Origin of the sequence: Fictibacillus nanhaiensis (assembly GCF_023715445.1) — a bacterium.
Lineage (GTDB): Bacteria > Bacillota > Bacilli > Bacillales > Fictibacillaceae > Fictibacillus > Fictibacillus nanhaiensis_D.
The window spans coordinates 102,524-124,654 of sequence record NZ_JAMBOD010000007.1; the positions used below are offsets into that span (position 1 = coordinate 102,524).

The window sequence follows — 22,131 nt, forward strand, 5'->3', positions numbered from 1 at the left end:
CGTTTGAGGGGGAGAATTGGTGATCTCATCTGTTCAAAAAATTTCAAGGATATTAAACTGCTTCACAAAGGATGAACCAGCACTAGGAAACTTGCAAATTGCAGAAAAACTAAATATGAACGCAAGTACCGTTCACCATTTAGTAAGGACACTTTGCTCAGAAGGCATATTGATTCAAGACAGCCAGAAAAAATATAGATTAGGATGGAAGCTTCTTGAGTGGAGTAACCACGTCATGTATCAGCAAGACTTAAACACTGAAGCTCTTCCGCTATGCGAAGGTCTTGTCAGAAGGTTTAATACAACTGTACATATCGGGATGCTTGATAGTGGTGAAGTACGATTTGTTTTACGTGTCGCCTCATCAAATTCAGTAACTGTCCCTACTTTTATAGGTGATACGAAGCCTGCTTATTGCACGAGCACAGGAAAGGTATTGCTTGCTTATAATACTTCCATGATAAAACCAACCATATCGAAAGGGCTCTTGCGACGCGCTCCTAACACGATTACGTGCGTTGAGAAATTAAAAGATGAGCTTGCAGCGATTAGAGCAAACGGGTATGCCATCAGCAACAACGAAAATGAGATGGGATTGTATGGAATAGCAGCTCCAATTAAATCTTATACTGGACAGACGATTGCTGCTCTTAATATGGTAGGTCCCGTGTCTTATATGCTTGGACAGGATACACCTTCCATGATTCATCATGTCGTTAAGACAGCAGAATCTATTTCAAAAGAACTGGGGTATATTAGCGTTTTGTGATAGCGCTTACATTTTGAAATCGTATTGGAGGAGTTAAAATGGCAAAGAAGTTTAAGGTTGTACTGGCTATTTTTTTTACATTAATTCTTCTAACTTCATGTAGCAGCGGCGCAAAAGATTCTGCAAGTTCTGGAAATGCATCAGCTGATGGGAAAACATATAAGTTTAAGCTTGCTCATATTACGCCGCCTTCACATATGTGGCATAAGGCTGCTGAAAAATTTAAAGAAGAGCTTTCCAATCGTTCAGATGGAAGAATCGAGCTTGAGATTTATCCATCATCTCAGCTTGGAAGTGAGGCGGATATGATGCAGCAGATTGAATCAGGATCTGTTGATTTTGGTTTTATTACCGCAGCTTACACTAGTTCTCGTTCTCCTTCATTTGCGGCATGGTTTGCACCGTATGCATTTAAAGATTTGGAAGCAGCACATAAAGCAAGAGAGTCTGAACCAGCTAAAAAAATCCTGGCAACTTTGGACGAGCAGGGTATTACTGGCCTGGACTACTTGTTTGCCGGTCAGCGTGTAATGCTGTTTAAAGACAAGCATGTAAAGAAGCCTGAAGATATGAAAGGCTTGAAACTTCGTGTAACACCGAGTCCGCCGATGCAGGATTTTTACAAATCTACTGGAGCATCAACAGAAGGTCTGCCGCTTCCTGAGGTGTACTCAGCAGTTCAGACAGGTGTAATTGATGGTATGGATATGGATCTGGATGCAGCAATCACGAATAAATACTATGAAGTTGCAAAATATGGAGCGGTTACTAACCATATGGTTTGGCCAGCAGTTGCCATGATGAACAAAGGGACATTTGAAGGCATGTCAGAAGAAGATCAAAAGATTGTGCGTGAATCGTTAAAAGCAGCAGCGGATTATGCGGTTGTAACCCGTGCAGGCCAAGAAGAGGGGTTCAGAAAAGAATTAGCTGACAACGGAATGGAAATCTATGATATTGACCCTGAACTATTCAAACCATATATAGATGAATTTGATAAAAAGTATGGACCTACTGATCCGCTTATTCAGGAATTCATAGATTCAGTAAGAAAGTAGGCTGAGAGATTGGGGTGTATTTAATGAGGGTTAACTACGAAAGGAAAATGAACCAAAGTATAAAACGCCCGATTAAAGGGGAAATCGGCATGATCCAACGCATTAGCGACGGAATTTCTCTTATCGAGAAATTTCTTGCTGCCATCCTCATGACTGCTTTAGCAATAATCGTCGCCCTTTCAGTAGGATTCCGTTACTTTCTGAATGCACCGTTATCTTGGTCGGGGGAAGTTGCTGTGTTTCTTTTGATTTGGATCAGTTTTATTGGCGGGAGTCTGGGGCTTAAAAATAAGTCCCAGGCTGCTGTTACGTTATTACTCGATTATTGTCCGCAAAGAGTGAAAATGTGGATAGCCGTTTTTAGTCAGTTGTTTATCATTATCTTTCTAGTATTAATTTTGTCGTATACGTACACGTGGATATTGTCAGATGGAGTGGCTTTTCAAAAGTCTACGGCCATTTTGCTGCCAATGTGGATTCCTTACAGTGCGGTACCGATTGGCTTAACGTTTGCGTGCATACATGTACTAGCTCAATTAGTTCAAGTTATTAAAACAAAGGGGGCGGAACTATGACCACTGCTCTCATCATCGGTATTTTTATTCTGTTTTTATTGATGGGCATTCCTATTTCACTCGTATTAGGCATGATTACCGTCGTCTATTTTTTCCTAAATGGGAACACAGCTTTGTTAGATTCAACACCAATGAGACTTTATTCTGGGCTTGATAATTTTGGTTTGCTGGCTATTCCTTTGTTCATGCTCGCAGGTGAGCTTATGAACGGAGGAGGAATAACGACACGTCTTGTGAAATTTGCAAAAGTTTTCGTTGGTCATGTGCGTGGCGGACTAGCTTATGTTACGGTAGTAGCCAACATGTTCTTAGCTTCTATCTTAGGATCAGCGAACGCACAAGCAGCGATGATGAGCAAAATCATGGTGCCGGAAATGGAAAAGGAAGGGTATTCAAAAGAGTTTTCTTCTTCCTTAACGCTTGCGTCATCCATCATTGCACCAATTATTCCACCTAGTATGATTTTTATCATTTATGGCACTCTTTCGGGGACATCCATCGGCGGCTTGTTTATGGCCGGGATTGTACCAGGACTGATTTATGGAGCAGCATTTATCAGTGTAATCGCTTATATGGGCTACAAATACAATTTTCCAAAAAGTAAAAGAGCCACAGGAAAAGAAATGTGGGAAAGTACAGTGAAAGTACTTCCGGCTCTTGTGGTTCCGTTTGTTATCATTGTTGGAATTTTGAGCGGTGCATTTACAGCGACTGAATCAGCTGCTGTAGCTTGTGTGATTGCCTTTTTGGTGGGGATGTTTTTCTATCGTGAATTAAGGTGGACGTCCATACCTCAAATTTTGATCAATACGGTTGTAAGCACCGCAACGGTTACATTCTTAATTGCGATGGCCAACATCTTTGGCTGGCTGATTGCTTTCGAACAAATTCCGCAAGTTTTTGCAGACAGCATGTTATCCATCTCTGAAAATCCATTTGTCTTTTTATTGCTGGTTAACATCATGCTGTTAATCGTCGGGATGCTGCTGGATGGAATTGCAGCGTTGATTATATTGGTCCCTGTATTTATGCCACTTGTCACTTCCTTTGAGATTGATCCGATCCACTTTGGTGTAATCATTTGTATTAACTTAACAATTGGTCTTTTAACACCGCCAGTTGGAACAGGATTGTTTATTGTTTCATCGATCGCTGAAGTTCGTTTTGAAAGATTAGTAAAATCTTCAGCACCATTTTTAGTAGTAGCGATCGCTATTTTATTTCTAATCACATATTTAGAAGATGCGGTTCTTTGGATTCCAAGAATGATCGGTCTTTAAAAATGAAAAAGAGCCTTTCTAAATAAAGGCTCTTTTTCATAAGGATTTTCTCTTTAATAAATTCTTGCTTTCGAATCATTGCCTCATTGCCAAGTTGATTGGAGTGCAAGGTGTGAGACTCCTGGGGGATCAGCGGGACAGGTGAGACTCCTAAGGGCGCAAAGCGCAGAGGAGGCTCACCGCACGCCCCCCGGAAAGCGAGCATCCTGGAACGGAAATCAACTACTTCCAAAAACTTTCATGAAATATCTAAAAATATATTAATTTTCTGATAATTTCATAATGTGAAATTTCGCCATTGTGGGATGAAAGCGCTTTCTTATATAGTGATTACAAATTCAAACATCTATTCATAGAGGAGGCAGATGGTATGGGAATAAGAACTGGTGCACAATATATCGAAGGGCTGAGGTCGCGTTCGCCAGAAATTTGGTTAGAGGGCAGGAGAGTTACAGATGTTGTGAACGAACCTGTTTTTAAACAGCCGATTCAAGAGATTGCTAAACTGTACGATATGCAGCACGATCCGCAATATCAGGATTCCATTACACATATTTGTAAAGAGACGGGTGAGAGAGTAAACAACGCGTTCCTCCACCCGACGAGCTATGAAGAAATGATGGCAAGAAGCCAGCTGTTTGAAATTTATGCAAAATCTACATTTGGACTCATGGGCCGTACGCCTGACTTCTTAAACGTTGTTGTAACAGGTATGGCACACAATGGATGGTTCTTAGATCAATATAATCCTGAATGGTCAGTAAATATCAAAAACTATTATAACTACATAAGAGATAACGATCTGTTTCTGACACATGCGATCATCAATCCGCAAAATGACCGAAGCAAGAACTCCCATGGGCAAAAAGATATGTTCACCCATCTTGGAGCTGTAGAGGAAACTCCGGATGGGCTGGTCGTTCGCGGAGCAAAAATGCTGGCAACACTCGCTCCGATCACGGACGAAGTAATCATCTATTCGTTCCCAGGTTTCGCACCTGGAGACGAGCGTTATGCCCTTGCATTTGCGGTGCCGGTGGACACACCGGGACTTAAACTTATTTGCCGCGAACCGATGCAGGACGGGAAGCGTTCTCAGTTTGACCATCCATTGGCATCACGCTTTGAAGAGATGGACGCACTTCTAGTATTTAATGACGTACTGATTCCTTGGGATCGTGTATTCCTTTATAACAATGTTGAGGCTGCTAATCTTTTATATCCAAAAACGGGAATTGCTCAGCAGCCTGCTCACCAGTCTGGTGTAAGAGGCTATGTGAAGCTGGCGTTTGCCACAGAAGTTGCTTGTAAACTAGCAGACTCCATCGGTGTTGATGTATATCTTAACGTGCAAAATGACTTGGGTGAACTCGTGCAGAACGTCGAAGTAATCCGCTCATTATTGAGAGTAGCAGAGTATGAGTATGAAACGACTGCTTCTGGTGAAGTGATGCCGAACGCCGCTGCACTTGAAACGATAAGAGGTATGCTTCCTAAAATGTATCCAAGAGCGATTGAAGTGATCCAGATCATCGGTGCGGGCGGATTACTCATGTCACCTACCGGAAGTGATTTTAACGCGCCTGAAATCCGAAGTGAGATTGATAAATACTATCTTGGCCGTGAAGGCGTGGATTCACTTGAACGTGTGAAGCTGTTTAAGCTTGCATGGGATCTTTGCGGAGAGGCATTCGGGCAGCGTCTTGTTCAATACGAGCGCTATTACACGGGTGATCCAATCCGAAAAAGAGCGATCTTCTATAACAGCTATAAAAGAAAAGCTAAATTCCAAATGGTTGAAGAAGCCCTGTCTGTAACACATGATCTTGTAGCTGACCAGCCTAAGCTGGCTAAATAAAAGGAGGTAATAAGAATGACTACAACCACAACTTTAAAATCTTTTAACCTATTAAAATGGATCGAAGAAAACAAGGATCTTCTTAAGCCGCCGGTTAACAACAAGGTGATTTGGCAGGACTCGGAATTCATCGCAATGATCTTAGGCGGACCGAATAAAAGACGCGATTTCCATGTTGATCCTTCAGATGAGTTCTTCTATCAAATTAAAGGCAGCTGCTATGTAGAAATCATCAACAAACAAGGAAAGCGTGAAGTAGTGGAAGTAAAAGAAGGCGACGTTTTCATGCTTCCTGCAATGGTTCCACATTCCCCGCATCGAGTTGCAGATTCTTATGGATTGGTTATTGAGAGAAAACGTGCTGAAGGTGAGCTAGAAGACTTTGTCTGGTTCTGTGACCGCTGTGATTCTGAGATGCACCGTGTGACGGTTCAGTTAAGTGATATTGAAAAGCAAGTAAAAGAAGCGATTCACAGCTTCAACTCAAACGAGCGTGTTCGATTGTGCAAGGACTGCGGCTATCAGATGCCAGAGAACGTGGAGGAATGGAAGTGCTAAGAATCGATTTTCACACACATATCATTCCAGAGTCGTTTCCTGACTTTGCTGAAAAGTATGGTGGGGAGAGGTGGCCGGTTCTAAAAAGAACGTGTGCATGTGGTGCAGCTATTATGGTCGGGGGCAAAAACTTTAGAGATGTTACGGATCAGGTATGGGATCCGAAAAAGCGGATCGATGACATGGATCGTGAAGGGGTAGACATTCAGGTTCTATCCCCGATCCCTGTAACGTTCTCGTACTGGGCGCCACCAGAACATGCAGAAGCGATGGCAAGAATTCAAAATGATTTTATTGCAGAGACCGTAAATGAATATCCAGACCGATTCGCTGGACTTGGAACGGTTCCGATGCAAGATGCTGAAACGGCGATTCGTGAAATGGACCGCTGTATGAATGAACTCGGTCTTCATGGTATTGAGATTGGGACGAACGTGAACGGTCAAAATCTTGATCACCCTTCATTTATCGAGTTCTTTAAAAAAGCTGAGGAATGGGAAGTTCCGCTTTTTATCCATCCATGGGAAACTCTAGGTAAAGACCGCATGCCGAACCATAATTTTATGTACACGATCGGTATGCCGAGTGAAACAGCATTAGCTGCCGCATCATTGATCTGGAGTGGCATGATGGAGAAGTTTCCGAACCTTAAGATCTGTTTTGCCCATGGCGGAGGATCCTTCCCTTACTTGATTCCGCGCCTGGATCAAGGCTGGCAAGTGTGGCCGCATCTTCGTCTGACTACACACCCGCCAAGTCATTATGCAAAGCAGTTTTATTTTGACTCGCTGAATTACGATCCGATGAATATCCGCTATATGATTGAGCGCTTTGGTTCGGACAAAATTTTTATGGGATCTGATTATCCGTTTCTTTTGCGTGAAGTCAACCCAGGGAAAGTACTAGATGAAACGCTGGAACTGACAGATGAACAACGGAAGGCCATGCTTGGAGGAAACGCAGCAGCCTTTTTAAATTTGGAAAAACGAAAGAGGGGTGCAGCCGTTGCAAGTCATTCAAACACCGGAGGACAAGCTTGAGAGTCTGGGGCTTGTTTTGCCTGAGGTACGCCCTGCTGTTGGAAACTATGTCAGTTGTGTAAGAGTCGGTAATCTTCTTTTCACAGCTGGACAGGGTGTTGATCAATACCACGGAAAACTTGGGGGCAATCTAACGCTTGAAGACGGATATGCGGCTTCAAGGCAGTCCATGCTGAATCTGCTGGCTGTTGTTCAGCATGAACTCGGCAGTTTAAACAAAGTGAAGCGTATTGTTAAAATACTTGGATTTGTTAACTGTACAGAAGACTTTACGGATCAGCCAAAAGTGATCAATGGTGCGTCTGATCTGCTCGTTACTATTTTTGGCGAAAAGGGAAGGCATGCCAGATCTGCAGTTGGAATGGCACAGCTTCCGGGCGGAACAGCAATAGAGATTGAAATGATTGTTGAGATCGAAGAAGAGAAGGGGGACTAGGAAGTGAAGTCAGAAACCCTTGCACAGACAGTAAAAGTTAAAAATGCAAAACTGTTCATCGATGGTGAATACGTCGATGCACTTTCTGGTGAAACTTTTGAATCAATCAATCCTGCAACAAATAAAAAACTGGCGCTTGTTGCAAACGGAAGCGAACAAGATGCAAAACGTGCCATTCAATCTGCAAAAAATGCCTATGACAGCGGAGTCTGGAGCAAGATGCCCGTTGAAGAACGGTCAGATATTTTATGTAAGATGGCCGATCTTATCATGCAAAATGTGGATGAACTGGCGATGGTCGAGACGCTTGACGTAGGGAAGCCCATTAAAGAGAGCCGAGGATTTGATATCCCAAGAGCTGCATCCAATTTCCGTTTTTTTGCCGAGATGTCAAAGTATATGGTAAGCGAGCATTATGACAAACACAACATCATGTCATATGCCAAATATAGTCCGGCAGGGGTAACGAGCCTAATTATCCCTTGGAATCTTCCATTCATGCAAATGACGTGGAAGGCATCTGCTGCCCTTGCGGCTGGAAATACAGTCGTCGTAAAACCAGCGTCATACACGCCTCTTTCAGCTGTTAGGTTTGGTGATATTGCAAATGAAGCAGGACTTCCTCCAGGTGTGTTGAACATCATTACAGGACCGGGAAGCACGTTGGGGGCAGCGATGACGACAGACCCGAACGTCCGCCGCATTTCATTTGTAGGTGAATCAAACACTGGAAAAACAATCATGAAGAACGCTGCTGAAAACCTCATTCCCGTGTCACTGGAGTTAGGCGGCAAGTCTGCAAATATCGTTTTTGAAGATGCTGACCTAGATGAAGCCGTTAAGGGATCCATCGATGCCATCTATCGAAATCAAGGTGAGATATGTCTCGCAGGATCAAGGCTGCTTTTACAAGAAAGTATCTATGATGAGTTTTTAGAGAAGTTTGTTGCGGCCGTTAAAAAAATAAAAGTTGGCGACCCAACTCAGGAAGAGACCGATATGGGAGCACTTGTCTCTAAGAGTCATCTTGAGACAGTAGAAACGTATGTGGATATCGGATTAAAAGAAGGAGCAAAACTAGCTTGCGGCGGTAAGCGTGCAGACGGACTAGAAGCAGGGAACTTCTATGAACCTACTGTTCTTTATGATGTGAACAACAAATGGCGTGTGGCGCAAGAGGAGATCTTCGGACCAGTACTTGTCGTCATTCCATTTAAAACGGAAGAAGATGCTATTCGTATTGCAAACGATTCACAGTACGGATTGGCAGGAGTTGTTTGGACAAACGATATCCGCAGAGCACAGCGTGTTTCTGCAGCTGTAGATTCTGGCTTGCTTTGGGTGAACTGCTGGTATATACGTGACCTTCGTACACCATTTGGCGGTTCAAAAGCGAGCGGAATCGGGCGTGAAGGCGGAAGGCACAGCTTTGAATTTTATTCAGAAGCGAAAACGATAACGATGAAATTATAGAGGGGTAAGATTGTTGCTTTCAAAGAGTTTTGTAAAAACTTCGATGAAAGTTGATTGGAGTGTAAGGTGCGAGACTCCTGCGGGATCAGAGGGACAGGTGAGACCCCGTCAGCGCGAAGCGATAGGGAGGCTCACCGCACTCCCCGCGGAAAGCGAGCAACCTGGAGCGGAGATCAACACCCTTACACTTGGGTTTAGAAAGCATCAAAGTTTATTAAAACACAGCCTTTTAGTAAAACGTGATTGGATTCCAGTCGCGTTTTGCTCTTTGAAGAGAGAAGGGAGGATTTAAAACGATGCAACAGCAAATTATTTCAAAGTTAACAGCAGAACTAATGGAAGCAGAAGAAAAACTGGTCCCTGTTGAACCGTTATCCGTACGGTATCCTGAACTGTCTGTAAAAGACTCCTATGACATCCAGCTGGAATGGGTCCAGAAGAAGCTGGAAGAAGGACGAGTGGTAATTGGCAAAAAGGTAGGACTGACAAGCAAGGCAATGCAGAACATGCTTGGTGTTAATGAACCGGATTACGGTCATCTTCTCGATCATATGAAGGTAGCGACTGGCAGCGTACTTTCCAGAAAAGATTTTATTAAACCAAAGGTGGAAGCGGAGATCGGGTTTATTTTAAAAGAAGATTTGCGCGGTCCGAATGTTACGTATGTAGATGTCCTGATGGCTACAGAAGCCCTAGTTCCAACGTTAGAAATCATAGACAGCAGAATAGAAGATTGGAAGATAAGGCTTGTTGACACGGTAGCTGATAATGGATCATCAGCTCGTGCTGTTGTTGGAGAACCTTTTTACGAGATTGATCAAGTCGATCTTCGTACATTGAGCATGACACTTGTCAAAAATGGTGAAGTGACAGCAACTGGAGCCGGAGCTGCAGCTCTTGGTCACCCTGCATATGCTATTGCTTGGCTCGCTAACAAACTAGCAGACTATAATATTTCTTTAAAAGCAGGAGAGCTGATCCTGCCAGGTGCACTGTCAGCTGCAATAGACATAGATTCAGGTGATGAAGTAACTGCCGCTTTTGGAAAGCTAGGTTCTGTAACCATCTCGTTTCGTGATTAAAATTTGCGCAGAAAGGACCTTAAAAAAGTGAAAAAGATTAAAGCAGCTATAATCGGGTCAGGTAACATTGGTACGGACCTTATGTATAAGCTTCAAAAAAGTGATTGTCTGGAACTGACAGCCATGATTGGGATTGATCCGGATTCTGATGGTCTAAGACGGGCGAACTCAGCTGGCTATCGAGTATTCACGAACGGTATTGATGATTTTATAGAAAGGCCGGATCTTGCTGACATCGTGTTTGATGCGACATCAGCTAAAGCTCATTTACGGCATGCTGAGATTTTAAAAGATATGGGAAAAACGGTGATTGATCTTACGCCGGCTGCAGTCGGCCCGTTTGTCTGTCCGCCCGTTAATCTAGGCGAGCATTTAGAATCACTAAATATCAACATGATCACATGCGGTGGTCAGGCTACGATTCCAGTCGTGCATGCAATAAACGAAGACGCAGATGTTACATATGGCGAAATCGTTGCAACCATATCTTCTTTAAGCGCAGGCCCTGGAACACGTGCGAACATTGATGAATTTACGATTACCACAAGGCGTGGCATAGAAGAAGTAGGGGGAGCTGATAAAGGAAAAGCAATTATTATCTTAAATCCTGCTGATCCTCCTATTCTGATGAGAGCGACTATCTATTGTGAAGTGAAGCATTTGGATAAAGCGAAAATCATAAAATCAATATATGAAATGGAGAAAAAGGTAAAGAATTATGTGCCGGGCTACCGGTTGAAACAAGAACCACTGTTTGACGGCAGCCGTGTTACTGTTTTTGTAGAAGTCGAAGGGGCAGGCGATTACTTTCCGAAATACGCAGGCAATCTGGATATCATGACAGCTGCAGCTAAAGAAGCGGGAGAAATGGTAGCTAAGCACCTTCTTGGTCAGGAAGAATATTTAAACAAGGCGGTGACAACATATGAAACAAAATAGTTCTTTGCCGCTGAAATTTACTGAAGTATGTCTTCGCGATGGCAGCCATGTGATGGCTCACCAGTTTACAGAAAAACAAGTGTATGATGCAGTAAAAGCTCTTGATGAAGCTGGGATGCATTATATAGAGGTGAGCCATGGTGATGGGTTAGGCGGTTCGACCCTTCAATACGGAAGATCACTGGTAGATGAGATGAAACTGATTGAAACGGCAGTTGGTGCATGTAGGCAGTCTAAAGTCGCTGTTCTTTTATTACCTGGCATTGGTACTGTTTCTGAATTGAAGAAGGCACATGAATTAGGAGCGGGTTTAGTCCGTGTGGCAACACATGTCACAGAAGCAGATGTGTCCGCTCAGCATATTCATATGGCACGTGAACTTGGCATGGAGGTAATGGGCTTTTTGATGATGGCTCATTCTGCTCCGGTAGAAAAATTAGTAGAGCAGGCAAAACTCATGCAGTCTTACGGAGCACAAGGTGTGTATGTAACAGACTCTGCCGGGGCTTTGCTTCCTCATGAGGTGAAGGAGCGGATCTCGGCTTTAAGAAAATCCCTTGATATAGAAGTTGGATTCCATGCCCATAATAATTTATCTGTCGCTGTTGCCAACACATTAGTTGCGATCGAAGAAGGAGCGACCAGAGTGGACGGAAGTGTCCGGTGTCTTGGAGCAGGTGCAGGGAATACACAAACAGAAGTGCTTCTCGCAGTACTTGATCGAATGGGAATAGAGACTGGAATCGATCTATATAAAATGATGGACTTGGCTGAAGACGTAATCGGACCGATGCTTCCTGGATCTCAGGAAATCCGGAAAGGAAGCCTCGCGATGGGATATACAGGTGTTTATTCCAGCTTCCTGCTTCATGCAGAGCGGGCGGGCAAACGATTTGGTCTGGATCCAAGAGATATTTTGATCGAGCTTGGAAAAAGAAAAGCGGTAGGCGGACAGGAAGATCTCATTATTGAGGTCGCTGCTGAATTAGCACAGAAAGCGAAACTGGAGGTGTAAAGCATGACTGTAACGAAAAGGTCTGATATGGAAATTGTAGATTATCTTTTACGTGCCGAAAGTGATGTAAAAGAAGTAGTGAAGATCACTGATCAATATCCTGATCTGTCTATTGATGAAGCATATGATCTGCAAAAAAAGCTGATCGAAAGACGGATGGATAAAACGAAAACGAAGCGATTAGGAATCAAGCTTGGATTAACGAGCAAAGCAAAACAGGAAATGATGGGTGTACATGAAGCGATATACGGCTATCTTTTAAGTGATATGCTTGCGCTTGAGTGGGAACCGCTTCAGCAGCACAGGCTGATCCATCCAAAAGCAGAACCTGAAATTGCTTTTATTATGGGAGAAGACTTGATGGGGGAAGAGGTTACGGCAGAAGATGTGATGAAAGCTGCGAAGTATGTTGTGGCAGCGATCGAAGTGATCGACAGCCGCTATAAAGATTTCCGATTTACATTACCAGACGTTGTAGCGGATAACTGCTCATCGGCGAAACTTATTTTAGGAAGCAAAATGGTGAAGCCGGAAGAACTTGATCTGGCCAACATTGGAATGGTCATGAGCAAAAATGGTGAGATGGCCGCGACAGGTGCGGGATCCGCCGTTCTTGGACATCCGGCAGAAGCAGTCGCATGGGCTGTTCAGAAGTTAGCTCAGCGTGGCGAAGGATTAAAAAATGGGGATATCGTACTGAGCGGAGCATTATCAGAAGCCATTGCTTTTGACATGGATGACACGATTGTTGCTCAATTCGACGGATTAGGTTCTGTTACCCTTTCATCCCGGTATGTAAAGTAGGCGAAGCTTAGATGCCAATCATTTATGTACATGTTATTGAAGGCAGAACGGATGAGCAGTTGAACAGGCTGATGGAACGTTTAACCGATGCTGCAGCCGAAAGTTTAAATGTAAAAAAAGAGCAAGTCCGCGTGCTGATTCAAGAAGTTCCGAACAAACACTGGGGAGTAGGCGGAAAACCGAAGCAAAGTTGAGCCCCTTTGATGACAGAAGCTGCTGAAAAAGCTGAGTTTGAAGAAGCTGATATGATTGTAGAGGAAAACGGAGAACATATCTGGCTAAGAAAAAGAGCTCAGCCTCTCTCAATTGAATAAAAATGTCCCTTCTGATTATTTTCAGTAGGGATATTTTTCATTTTCAGGGGAAAAATGAGGTGATCTTACAAAAAACTAAGCTAGTCAGGGTTGAACCCATCGTAAAACGCTCAAATCAGGTGCAGTTTCGGGTACCAAAACTGTTTCCGGATAATACCTAATGGGGTATTCAGCCTTCACCAAGAGTCCGATTCCAGAAAAAAGCGGACTTAATCCAGAAATTCGTGCAGTTTATCCACGAGTTTTAGCCCTCAATCAAAAAGTTTTAGCTGTTTATCCACGAGTCTACAATCCTCGACAAATTCCGCCCCCTCGTATACCCCGTCCACACCTTTCAGAACAATATAAAAAGCCCTCAAATTCTATATTGAGAAAAAAGGCTTTGACGAGCGCAACCGACAATGAATAGCTCAAGATAACTTTTGTAAAACAGGGATAGTACAATCGTCAAATCACATACCCTTAAACGATATGCTATCGTGAGGAGGGAACTTGATGATTAAGCGTTTTAATAGACTGGCCATCGAATTGCCGACGCCTACGAACCCTGATGCGAATGCAGCAGCTGCCGTTCAGGAGCTATTAGGTGGTCGATTCGGAGAGATGTCTACGCTCAATAACTATATGTATCAATCGTTTAATTTTAGAAAAAGGGGAAAGCTTAAGCCGTTCTTTGATCTCGTTTCAAGTATTACTGCAGAAGAATTTGGCCATGTTGAACTTGTTTCCCATACAATTAATCTGATGATTTACGGTACGACGCAGCCGGGTGATGTGAATTCGGCACCGATGGCGGCAGCTACTGACAAAAGAAACACGCAGCATTTTATTGCAACCGCACAAACTTCATTTCCGTTTGATTCGATGGGGAAAGCATGGAATGGAGATTATGTGTTCAGCAGCGGCAACTTACTGCTGGATCTGCTTCATAACTTTTTCTTGGAATGCGGGGCGCGGACTCACAAAATGAGAGTATATGAAATGACCAGCAATCCAGTAGCACGTGAAATGATTGGCTATCTGCTCGTTCGGGGCGGCGTTCACGTTCTTGCTTATGCAAAAGCGATTGAAATGGTAACAGGTGTAGATATCAAGAAAATGCTGCCTGTTCCAGATCTCGAAAACGCAGCATTTGAAACGACGAGAAAGTTTGAGGCGGAAGGTGTCCACCGGAAACTTTATACGTTCAGTGATACGGATTATCGGGATATTGCATTAATTTGGGCAGGACAGCATCCGCTAGGGGGTCAGCTGGAAACCGTAATCGGTGCTCCAGAAGGTGCTCCTATGCCTGAATTAAGATCAATATCAGAAGAGTTGCACCAGGTATCTCTAAGGAAGATTTTTATCAAATTTATGAAAGATTAAAGAAAAATGCTGGAATTACCTAAACCGGCGCAATATCCGTCCGGTTTTTTTATGTTATATTTTAAATGTTTATTTCGAATGAACTCAATTGAAGGGACTTACCTTTATGACATATAAACAAATTAAATGGCTGATTCTTTTGATTCCAACGATCTCTGTCGGGTTGTGGGAATATGCCCGGCATACGTTGCTGCTGCCTTATATATCTATGAATGCGGGAAACTGGCTGTCTGCCATAATCGTATTTCTTGTTACGCTATATTTTTTAAATATCCTGTTTGGCCGCTTGGAGCGAATGCAGCAGGAATTGCAAAAAGAACGTGCTGAAAAGGCAGTGCTGGAAGAACGCGAGAAAATCGCTAAAGAACTGCATGATGGGATCGCACAGTCACTCTTTTTCCTATCCGTTCAAGTCAACAAACTAGGAAATGAAGTGAAGGATACTGAGCAATATAACAAATTAAAAAAAACGCTGCAGCACATTCATGATGATACGAGAAGTGCGATTCAAAATCTTCGAAATGTCCCAGCTGAATCTGATATTACATGGACAAAATCCTTAAATGTCTTTTTTAATGAAATGGAAAGTCAGCACGATCTAACGATTCATCGGAATTGGCAGCTGACGGATAAAGATCTCACTTCAAAAGATAAGGTAGAACTGTTTGCCTGTGTAAGAGAAGCCATCATTAATGTGATTAAACATGCTGGGTCAAACGAAGTATGGGTTGAATCTAAGCTTACGCCTAATGGCTGGGTTTGCAAAGTGTTAGACAATGGGATGGGTTTTGATAAAAGTAAAAAAACAGGTGGGTTTGGGTTGAAGATTTTAAAGGACCGTGCGGAATCCATGGACTGGAAACTAACCATTGAAAGTGAAAACGGAAAGACGATTATGGTGATTGAAAAGGAGGTAATGGCATGACACAGCCCATCCGGCTATTGATTGTAGATGATCACTTTCTGGCGCGCGAAGGCGTTAAAGAAATTCTTGAAGGTCAAAAAGAATTTGAGATCGTTGGGGAAGCTGCGAACGGTATTCAGGCGATCGGAAAAACGAAAGAACTATTGCCAGACCTTGTTCTTATGGATATCTCCATGCCTAAAATGAATGGCTTTGACGCGACAAAAGAGATCAAGAGGCAGTTCCCCAACGTGAAGATTGTGATGATGACTGTTTCGTATGATATCACCGATTGGTTTGAAGCATTAAAGCGTGGAGCCCAAGGATATCTTATTAAAAATTTGAACACGGAAGATATGCTCAATGGACTGAAAGCTTATTCTTTGGATGAGATTCCGATGTCTAAAGAAATGGCTTTCCGTATTTGGAAAGAGTTTAAAAAAGACGGACAAGCTGAGCAAACACTTTCTGTGAGAGAGCAGGAGGTATTACAATTGGTGGCAAAAGGGTTTTCAAACAAAGAGATATCGAAACAACTCAGCATTACAGAGAATACAGTGAAAACCCATATGAAGAATATTCTCGGCAAACTTCATCTGGAAAACCGCGTTCAGCTTGCAAGTTATGCCTATGATAACGGGATTGTTTGAGAGGAGTGTGTCATGAATTGGACACACTTTTTTTCATGCAATCACCCATTCGAGTGATTACCAAATTGGACGCAACGATTATACTCTTTCATATTGAGTGACAGATAAGGAGAGTATGATCATGCAATCAGCTGCTCAGAAACTACCAGAAAAAGATGTAGTTACAGCTAAAAAATCGAATAGTCTCTATCAGACATTTTGGCGTTGGCACTTTTATGGCGGTATTGTTTTTGCACCATTTTTAATTTTATTAGCCATAAGCGGTGCTCTTTATTTATACCAAGCCGAGATCGAAACAATGATTTACAAAGATAAACTTGTTGTGCAGCAGGGGAATAAAACCTTGCCGCTTTCAGAACAAGTTGAAGCGGTAAAGAGGGAATACCCAGAAGCTGAAATCGGATCGGTTCGTTTGCCGAAGGAAGATGATCGTGCGACACTAGTAAAGATCAATGAGAATGATGTAGTGACCCAAGTCTATGTAAATCCGTATACCGCAAAAATCACCGGGACCATACTGGATGAAAAGCATTTTAAGAATGTGGTCGCAAAACTTCATAGCGAATGGATTGTCGGAGGGACGCTTGTAAATCGTTTAGTCGAACTGGCAGCATGCTGGACTATAATTATTTTAGTAACAGGGCTGTATATATGGTGGCCAAGGAACAAATCGTCGTTCATGGGTACAATTGTTCCGAGATTTAAGAAAAATGGACGTGCTTTTTGGCGTGATATGCATGCGGTTACAGCATTTTGGCTATCATTAATGATCTTGATTTTAATCGTGACTGGTTTACCTTGGTCAGGTGTCATGGGAGAACAAATCAATAAACTGGCAACCTCAGCAAATGCAGGGTACCCGACCTATGCATTTATGGCACCTAAGGCAGAGAAAACAACAGACGAAATTGCTGAGGATATTCCATGGGCAACGGAAAATAATCCAGCACCAACTTCAGAGGCTGATGAAGGGAAGCTTTCACTAGATCAGGTGGTGTATTTAGCCCAAGAGAATAACATCCAAAAGCCGTATACGATTTCGAGTCCTGTCGGAGAAGACGGTGTATTTACCGTAGCGTCTTCAAGAGACAAGCCTGAGAATGAAGCAACTGTTTATTTTAATCAGTATAATGGAGAAATCGTTGAAGACGTGAGATTCAGTGATTACGGATGGATGGCTAAATCGATTTCCATTGGAATTGCGCTGCATGAAGGACATTACTTTGGACTTGCTAACCAGCTGTTAGGTACAGTTGCGGCATTAGGACTAGTTGCGATCGTAATCTTTTCATTGGTCATGTGGAAAAAGAGAAAGCCTGCAGGGAAATTAGGCGTACCAAAAAAATCTGATAAAAAACTGAAACCGTGGCTGATTGGAGTTATGATAATAACGGGAGTGTTGATGCACTAGCTGGGATTTCCTTTATCCTTGTCTTTTTATTGGATCGGTATGTTATTCCAAGGATTAAGCCACTGCAAGAATGGTTATCGTGAATAAGTAGAAATGAATGTTAGAGGTGAAACGTAATGAAAAAAATAATGATGATTGTAAGTTTAGTCTTTATGATGGCTGCATTATCAGCATGCGGCGGTTCAGGTGGATCACACGACGAACATGAAAATCATAAACAACATGAAAATAAGAGTGAAGAATCGTCTCAGTCATTAGACTGGGACGTTCAGTCTTTTTCTTTTAAAGATCAAAACGATGAGGTATTTGGAAGTGAACATATAAAGGGCAAAGTGTGGATGGCTGATTTTATATTTACCAATTGTGAAACAGTATGTCCGCCAATGACCGCACATATGGCGAAGCTCCAGCAAATGGCGAAAGAGGAGAACGTAAATGTAGATTTTGTTTCGTTCTCTATCGATCCAAAACGTGACAATGCACAAGCTAGAACGAAATTCGGTGAGAACTATGATGCTGATTTTTCATCATGGCACTTCCTTGGCGGGTACAGCCAGGAAGAAATCGAGAAGCTAGCAAAGGAATCGTTTAAAACACCAATTACAGCTGACCCTAAATCTGACCAGTTCATACATGCAACATCATTCTTCTTAGTCGATCAAAATGGAACAGTAGTATCCAGATATGATGGAGTAGAAAATACACCATACAAACAAATTATAAAAGATATAAAGAAACTAACAGAAAAATAAAACCTCTTAAAAATAGGCGCGAAAATTGAGTAAATCCCCTAGGTGAAATTCTGAATAATGAAGCGGGAAATGAATTGTAAGGGGACTGAACCCATTTGTTCACACAATAGTTAGGATTGAGAGTCTATCTCCATTGGATTTGTGATAAAACTAGAGATAGAATTGTATCATTGGAGGTTTTCATGTATGAACCCAATTAAAATGCTGAAAACAGTTGGCTACCTCGAAGGCTGGTCTTTTCTTATACTTTTGTTTATCGCCATGCCTTTGAAGTATTTTATGGATCAGCCGATGGCAGTAACGATTGTCGGAGCACTTCATGGTTTGCTGTTTGTTCTTTATATCTTAGCTATCCTTTATGTGTGGAACGTTAAGAAGTGGCCGTTCATGAGGGCGTTTCTTGCAGGGCTGTCGTCAGTATTGCCGTTCGGTCCGTTCATTTTTGACCGCAAGTTTTTAAGAGATTAAGAGATAGGGATGTCCGAATTTTGGACATCCTTTTTTCGTTATACTTCATGCATTGCCCATTCCAGACGGACATATAAATCCAATATTTGGATAAATACGTGATAGAAGGCTTTTTTTATGTGGTCAAACGAATTTTTTATGTGATGATGGTCACTTTTTATGTGATTATCGTAAGTTTTTATGTGATGATTACCATTTTTTATCGGAAGTGTGTTTTTCTCAGAAAAGGTAAAAGAGAAAGAGCAGTTCTAAGTTATATAGAGTCTCGTAATGATGAAGAAGGTGGATCGTTACCATCTTCTTTTATTAATCAAAGCATGTTCCCAGACATAAATGTTAAGAAATCTTATAGATTGTTTTAATTTCCTTATTTCCGGTTATTTATATCTTAATATGTACTATATTAAGGAGGTCCATTTTGACTATTAAAGCTCTTTTACTCAACGCATCTCTTAAAAGCGGTGATGAGGTATCCAATACGGAAAGTTTGATGCATGAAGCAGTTTCTATTTTTCATAAAAACGGTATACAAACAGAGATCGTGAGACTTGCAGATTATCAAATCGCTTACGGCGTAACAGCGGATGAAGGAAACGATGATGAATGGCCAGAGATTTTTGAAAAAGTGAAAGCAGCTGATATCCTGATCCTCGGAACTCCGATCTGGCTGGGGGAGAAAAGCAGTCTTGCAACACAGGCGATCGAGAGGCTTTATGGTGCAAGTGGCATGACGAATGAAAAAGGCCAATATATATTCTATAACAAGGTGGCAGGGGTCGTTGTGACCGGTAATGAGGATGGAGCCAAACATGCAAGTGCATCTATCCTGTACGGTCTGTCGCATATCGGGTTCACGATTCCGCCGAATGTGGATACATATTGGGTAGGTGAAGCAGGGCCGGGTCCATCTTATATCGAAGCTAAGGGAAATCAAAACGAATTTACGATGCAGCACAATCAGATCATGACGTACAACCTGATTCACTTTGCAAATCTCTTAAAAGAACATCCTATTCCATCGGAAGGCAATGTTGTGAAAAACGGCAGCTAAAAAAGGGAGGATATTTATGGCGATTGAGCATGCAGCAGTTGAACGTTTAAGCGAACACTTTCAAAAAATCAGGACCTTAACAGAAAATCTTGCATCAAAGCTTCAACATGAAGACACAATCATTCAGGCTATGCCTGATGTCAGTCCTCCAAAGTGGCACCTTGCCCATACCACATGGTTTTTTGAACGATTTATCCTAAAGGAACATGATACTTCTTATGTAACTTTCAACCCTCAATTTGATTATCTGTTTAACTCCTACTATGAAACGATTGGATCGTATCATCCCCGTCATTCAAGGGGAGTGCTCTCAAGGCCTTCAATGGATGAAGTTTATGAATACCGTAAACATGTGGATGAAGGAATCCTGAATCTTATAGATCAATACAAAGGTCAATTGCCTGAGAAAATACACGCTTTGATCGAGATTGGGCTTCAGCATGAACAGCAGCATCAGGAACTTCTTTTAACAGATGTAAAATATAACTTTTCTTGCAATCCATTATTACCACAATATGCAGATTCAAAATTTACCCCTTTATCAAACTCAAAAGCAGAAACAACCTACGTGAATATTGAAGGCGGTCTTGTTGAGATCGGATTTACAGGAGTAGGATTTTCGTTTGATAATGAACAGCCGCGGCATAAAGTCTGGCTCGAACCGTATCGGTTGGCTTCTCATCCTGTAACGAACGGTGAATATATATCTTTTATAGAAGCGGGAGGTTATGAGCAGCCTGAACATTGGTTATCTGACGGCTGGGCAGCGGTAAAAAAAGAAAAGTGGAAGCATCCGTTGTATTGGAGAAAAACAGAGGATGAATGGTACACATTTACGTTAACAGGAGAAAAGAAGCTTAACCTGGATGAACCTGTTTGCCATATCAGTTTTTATGAAGCGGATGCATTTGCGAGGTGGAATGGAAAAAGGCTGCCGACTGAAGCAGAATGGGAGCACGCCATGGCTTCGATCCCGATTGAAGGTAATTTTGTGGAAAGAGAGGCTTATCATCCAGTCATTGATGAATCAGACAATCTGGCTCCTTTTAAACAAGCTTATGGGGATGTATGGGAATGGACGAGCAGCCCGTACACTTCTTATCCGAGGAGCAAACCGCTGGAGGGTGCACTGGGCGAATACAATGCGAAGTTCATGTGCAATCAGATGGTTTTACGGGGAGGTTCCTGTGCAACATCACAGTCTCATATGCGTGCGACATACCGAAACTTTTTCCAGGCTGATAAAAGATGGCAGTTCAGCGGATTGCGTCTAGCGGAGGATCAATCATGAAAACCGTTAAACAGAACGTGCATTATCATGTCGGAAATGATATTGAAACAGATATGTACACCGAAGTTTTGAACGGTTTAAAAGTATCACCAAAAAAGATTTCACCCAAATATTTTTATGACAAAAAAGGTTCAGAACTCTTCGAATCTATCACTCTGCTTCGGGAATATTACCCGACTCGCACAGAGCTTTTTATTTTAAATAAATATAAGAACGAGATGACGGAAGCTGCAGGAAAAGACAGTGCTCTTATTGAGTTTGGAAGCGGCAGCAGCGAAAAAGTGAGGATTCTGTTAGAAGCGATGCCAGATTTAAAAGAATATGTACCAATTGATATCTCAAAAGATTTTCTGTACCAATCAGCAAGAGCATTATCAATAGAGTACCCAAACCTGAGTGTACATGCGGTATGTGCAGATTATACGTTGAAGTTCGAAATGCCACAATTACAGTCAGATCGGAAGGTGGTATTTTTCCCTGGGTCAACTATCGGAAATTTTGAACCTCATGATATGGAGCTGTTTTTAAAACAAACAGCTGCACTATTAAAACCTGGCGGAGGTCTTCTGATTGGTGTTGATATGAAGAAAGATCATGCCGTCTTAAATGCTGCTTACAATGATAAAAAGGGAGTTACTAGGAAGTTTAATTTGAACGTGCTGAACCGCTTAAACCGTGAATTGCTGGCAAACTTTAAACTGGAAGATTTCAGTCACCATGCTTTTTATCATGCTGAAAAAGGCAGAATTGAAATGCACCTTGTCAGTTTAAAGAATCAAGTGATTATGATCGGTGATGAAGAGATTGAATTTTATGAGGGTGAAACGATCCACACAGAAAACTCTTATAAATTTACTATTGAAGAGTTTCACAAGATATCGAGCATCTGCGGATTCACTCCCAAAAAAGTCTGGTCCGATGAAAGAAACTGGTTTAGCATGCATTATCTGGCGGTTGAATAAGAATGGGGAAAAACTCCTTATACTCCTTATTAGAGGAGTTTTTTTTTATGCTGTAGAATGGTTAAAAAGGAGG

General features: G+C 42.2%; 22 protein-coding genes and 1 pseudogene. All 23 read left to right on the plus strand.

Translation table 11 applies throughout. The features are described from left to right. The first annotated feature begins 19 nt into the window (after positions 1 to 19). The 23 genes and pseudogenes from M3196_RS16945 (at position 20) to egtD (ending at position 22,058) form a co-directional block, all read left to right on the plus strand. Complete coding sequence (locus tag M3196_RS16945) at positions 20 to 769, plus strand: IclR family transcriptional regulator (RefSeq protein WP_251323517.1); 750 nt, start codon at positions 20 to 22, stop codon at positions 767 to 769. Between the two features lie 38 nt (positions 770 to 807). After that, positions 808 to 1,827, plus strand: a complete 1,020-nt coding sequence (locus tag M3196_RS16950) for a TRAP transporter substrate-binding protein (RefSeq protein ID WP_251323518.1) — start codon at positions 808 to 810, stop codon at positions 1,825 to 1,827. Between the two features lie 89 nt (positions 1,828 to 1,916). Then, entirely contained in the window at positions 1,917 to 2,402 is a 486-nt protein-coding gene (locus M3196_RS16955) for a TRAP transporter small permease (RefSeq protein ID WP_251323519.1), read from the plus strand. Beyond that, positions 2,399 to 3,682 carry a TRAP transporter large permease gene (locus tag M3196_RS16960; protein ID WP_251323520.1) on the plus strand — a complete coding sequence of 428 codons (1,284 nt, stop codon included), beginning with the start codon at positions 2,399 to 2,401 and terminating at the stop codon, positions 3,680 to 3,682. Before M3196_RS16955 ends, M3196_RS16960 begins: the two co-directional genes overlap by 4 nt. Positions 3,683 to 4,052: 370 nt before the next feature. Next, positions 4,053 to 5,540 carry a 4-hydroxyphenylacetate 3-hydroxylase family protein gene (locus M3196_RS16965; RefSeq protein ID WP_251323521.1) on the plus strand — a complete coding sequence of 496 codons (1,488 nt, stop codon included), beginning with the start codon at positions 4,053 to 4,055 and terminating at the stop codon, positions 5,538 to 5,540. Positions 5,541 to 5,555: 15 nt separating this feature from the next. Continuing rightward, positions 5,556 to 6,098, plus strand: coding sequence for a 3-hydroxyanthranilate 3,4-dioxygenase (locus M3196_RS16970; protein ID WP_251323522.1), 543 nt, complete (start codon positions 5,556 to 5,558; stop codon positions 6,096 to 6,098). After that, entirely contained in the window at positions 6,086 to 7,138 is a 1,053-nt protein-coding gene (locus tag M3196_RS16975) for an amidohydrolase family protein (protein ID WP_251323523.1), read from the plus strand. The genes M3196_RS16970 and M3196_RS16975 overlap by 13 nt, the downstream gene beginning before the upstream one ends. Next, positions 7,104 to 7,574 (plus strand): RidA family protein, encoded by a 471-nt coding sequence (locus M3196_RS16980; protein WP_251323524.1) that lies wholly within the window; start codon positions 7,104 to 7,106, stop codon positions 7,572 to 7,574. The genes M3196_RS16975 and M3196_RS16980 overlap by 35 nt, the downstream gene beginning before the upstream one ends. Positions 7,575 to 7,577: 3 nt before the next feature. Next, positions 7,578 to 9,047: an aldehyde dehydrogenase gene (locus M3196_RS16985; RefSeq protein ID WP_251323525.1), complete on the plus strand. Its 1,470-nt coding sequence runs from the start codon at positions 7,578 to 7,580 to the stop codon at positions 9,045 to 9,047. Positions 9,048 to 9,343: 296 nt separating this feature from the next. After that, the gene (locus tag M3196_RS16990) at positions 9,344 to 10,129 is read left to right on the plus strand and encodes a 2-keto-4-pentenoate hydratase (protein WP_251323526.1); all 786 of its coding nucleotides are present in this window, start codon (positions 9,344 to 9,346) and stop codon (positions 10,127 to 10,129) included. A gap of 27 nt (positions 10,130 to 10,156) precedes the next feature. Beyond that, the gene (locus M3196_RS16995) at positions 10,157 to 11,068 is read left to right on the plus strand and encodes an acetaldehyde dehydrogenase (acetylating) (RefSeq protein WP_251323527.1); all 912 of its coding nucleotides are present in this window, start codon (positions 10,157 to 10,159) and stop codon (positions 11,066 to 11,068) included. Then, entirely contained in the window at positions 11,055 to 12,083 is a 1,029-nt protein-coding gene (gene dmpG, locus M3196_RS17000) for a 4-hydroxy-2-oxovalerate aldolase (protein ID WP_251323528.1), read from the plus strand. Before M3196_RS16995 ends, dmpG begins: the two co-directional genes overlap by 14 nt. A 3-nt stretch (positions 12,084 to 12,086) precedes the next feature. Next, entirely contained in the window at positions 12,087 to 12,887 is an 801-nt protein-coding gene (locus M3196_RS17005) for a 2-keto-4-pentenoate hydratase (RefSeq protein WP_251323529.1), read from the plus strand. An 11-nt stretch (positions 12,888 to 12,898) separates the two neighbouring features. After that, entirely contained in the window at positions 12,899 to 13,081 is a 183-nt protein-coding gene (locus M3196_RS17010) for a 4-oxalocrotonate tautomerase (RefSeq protein WP_251323530.1), read from the plus strand. 615 nt (positions 13,082 to 13,696) lie between these two features. Next, positions 13,697 to 14,592, plus strand: a pseudogene (locus M3196_RS17015) (manganese catalase family protein). An 83-nt stretch (positions 14,593 to 14,675) separates the two neighbouring features. Further along, positions 14,676 to 15,494, plus strand: coding sequence for a sensor histidine kinase (locus M3196_RS17020; RefSeq protein WP_251323531.1), 819 nt, complete (start codon positions 14,676 to 14,678; stop codon positions 15,492 to 15,494). Continuing rightward, on the plus strand, positions 15,491 to 16,123 hold the full coding sequence (locus M3196_RS17025; RefSeq protein ID WP_251323532.1) for a response regulator: 633 nt from the start codon (positions 15,491 to 15,493) through the stop codon (positions 16,121 to 16,123). The genes M3196_RS17020 and M3196_RS17025 overlap by 4 nt, the downstream gene beginning before the upstream one ends. 121 nt (positions 16,124 to 16,244) lie before the next feature. Beyond that, the gene (locus tag M3196_RS17030; RefSeq protein WP_251323533.1) at positions 16,245 to 17,534 is read left to right on the plus strand and encodes a PepSY-associated TM helix domain-containing protein; all 1,290 of its coding nucleotides are present in this window, start codon (positions 16,245 to 16,247) and stop codon (positions 17,532 to 17,534) included. A gap of 116 nt (positions 17,535 to 17,650) precedes the next feature. After that, complete coding sequence (locus M3196_RS17035; protein WP_251323534.1) at positions 17,651 to 18,286, plus strand: SCO family protein; 636 nt, start codon at positions 17,651 to 17,653, stop codon at positions 18,284 to 18,286. A 186-nt stretch (positions 18,287 to 18,472) separates the two neighbouring features. Further along, on the plus strand, positions 18,473 to 18,754 hold the full coding sequence (locus tag M3196_RS17040) for a DUF3817 domain-containing protein (RefSeq protein WP_251323535.1): 282 nt from the start codon (positions 18,473 to 18,475) through the stop codon (positions 18,752 to 18,754). A gap of 418 nt (positions 18,755 to 19,172) precedes the next feature. Beyond that, positions 19,173 to 19,805, plus strand: coding sequence for a flavodoxin family protein (locus tag M3196_RS17045; protein ID WP_276531420.1), 633 nt, complete (start codon positions 19,173 to 19,175; stop codon positions 19,803 to 19,805). Positions 19,806 to 19,821: 16 nt separating this feature from the next. Continuing rightward, positions 19,822 to 21,096: an ergothioneine biosynthesis protein EgtB gene (gene egtB, locus M3196_RS17050; RefSeq protein WP_251323536.1), complete on the plus strand. Its 1,275-nt coding sequence runs from the start codon at positions 19,822 to 19,824 to the stop codon at positions 21,094 to 21,096. Beyond that, a complete protein-coding gene (gene egtD / locus M3196_RS17055; RefSeq protein ID WP_251323537.1) occupies positions 21,093 to 22,058 on the plus strand; it encodes an L-histidine N(alpha)-methyltransferase in 966 nt (321 codons plus the stop codon). Before egtB ends, egtD begins: the two co-directional genes overlap by 4 nt. Positions 22,059 to 22,131 lie beyond the last annotated feature (73 nt).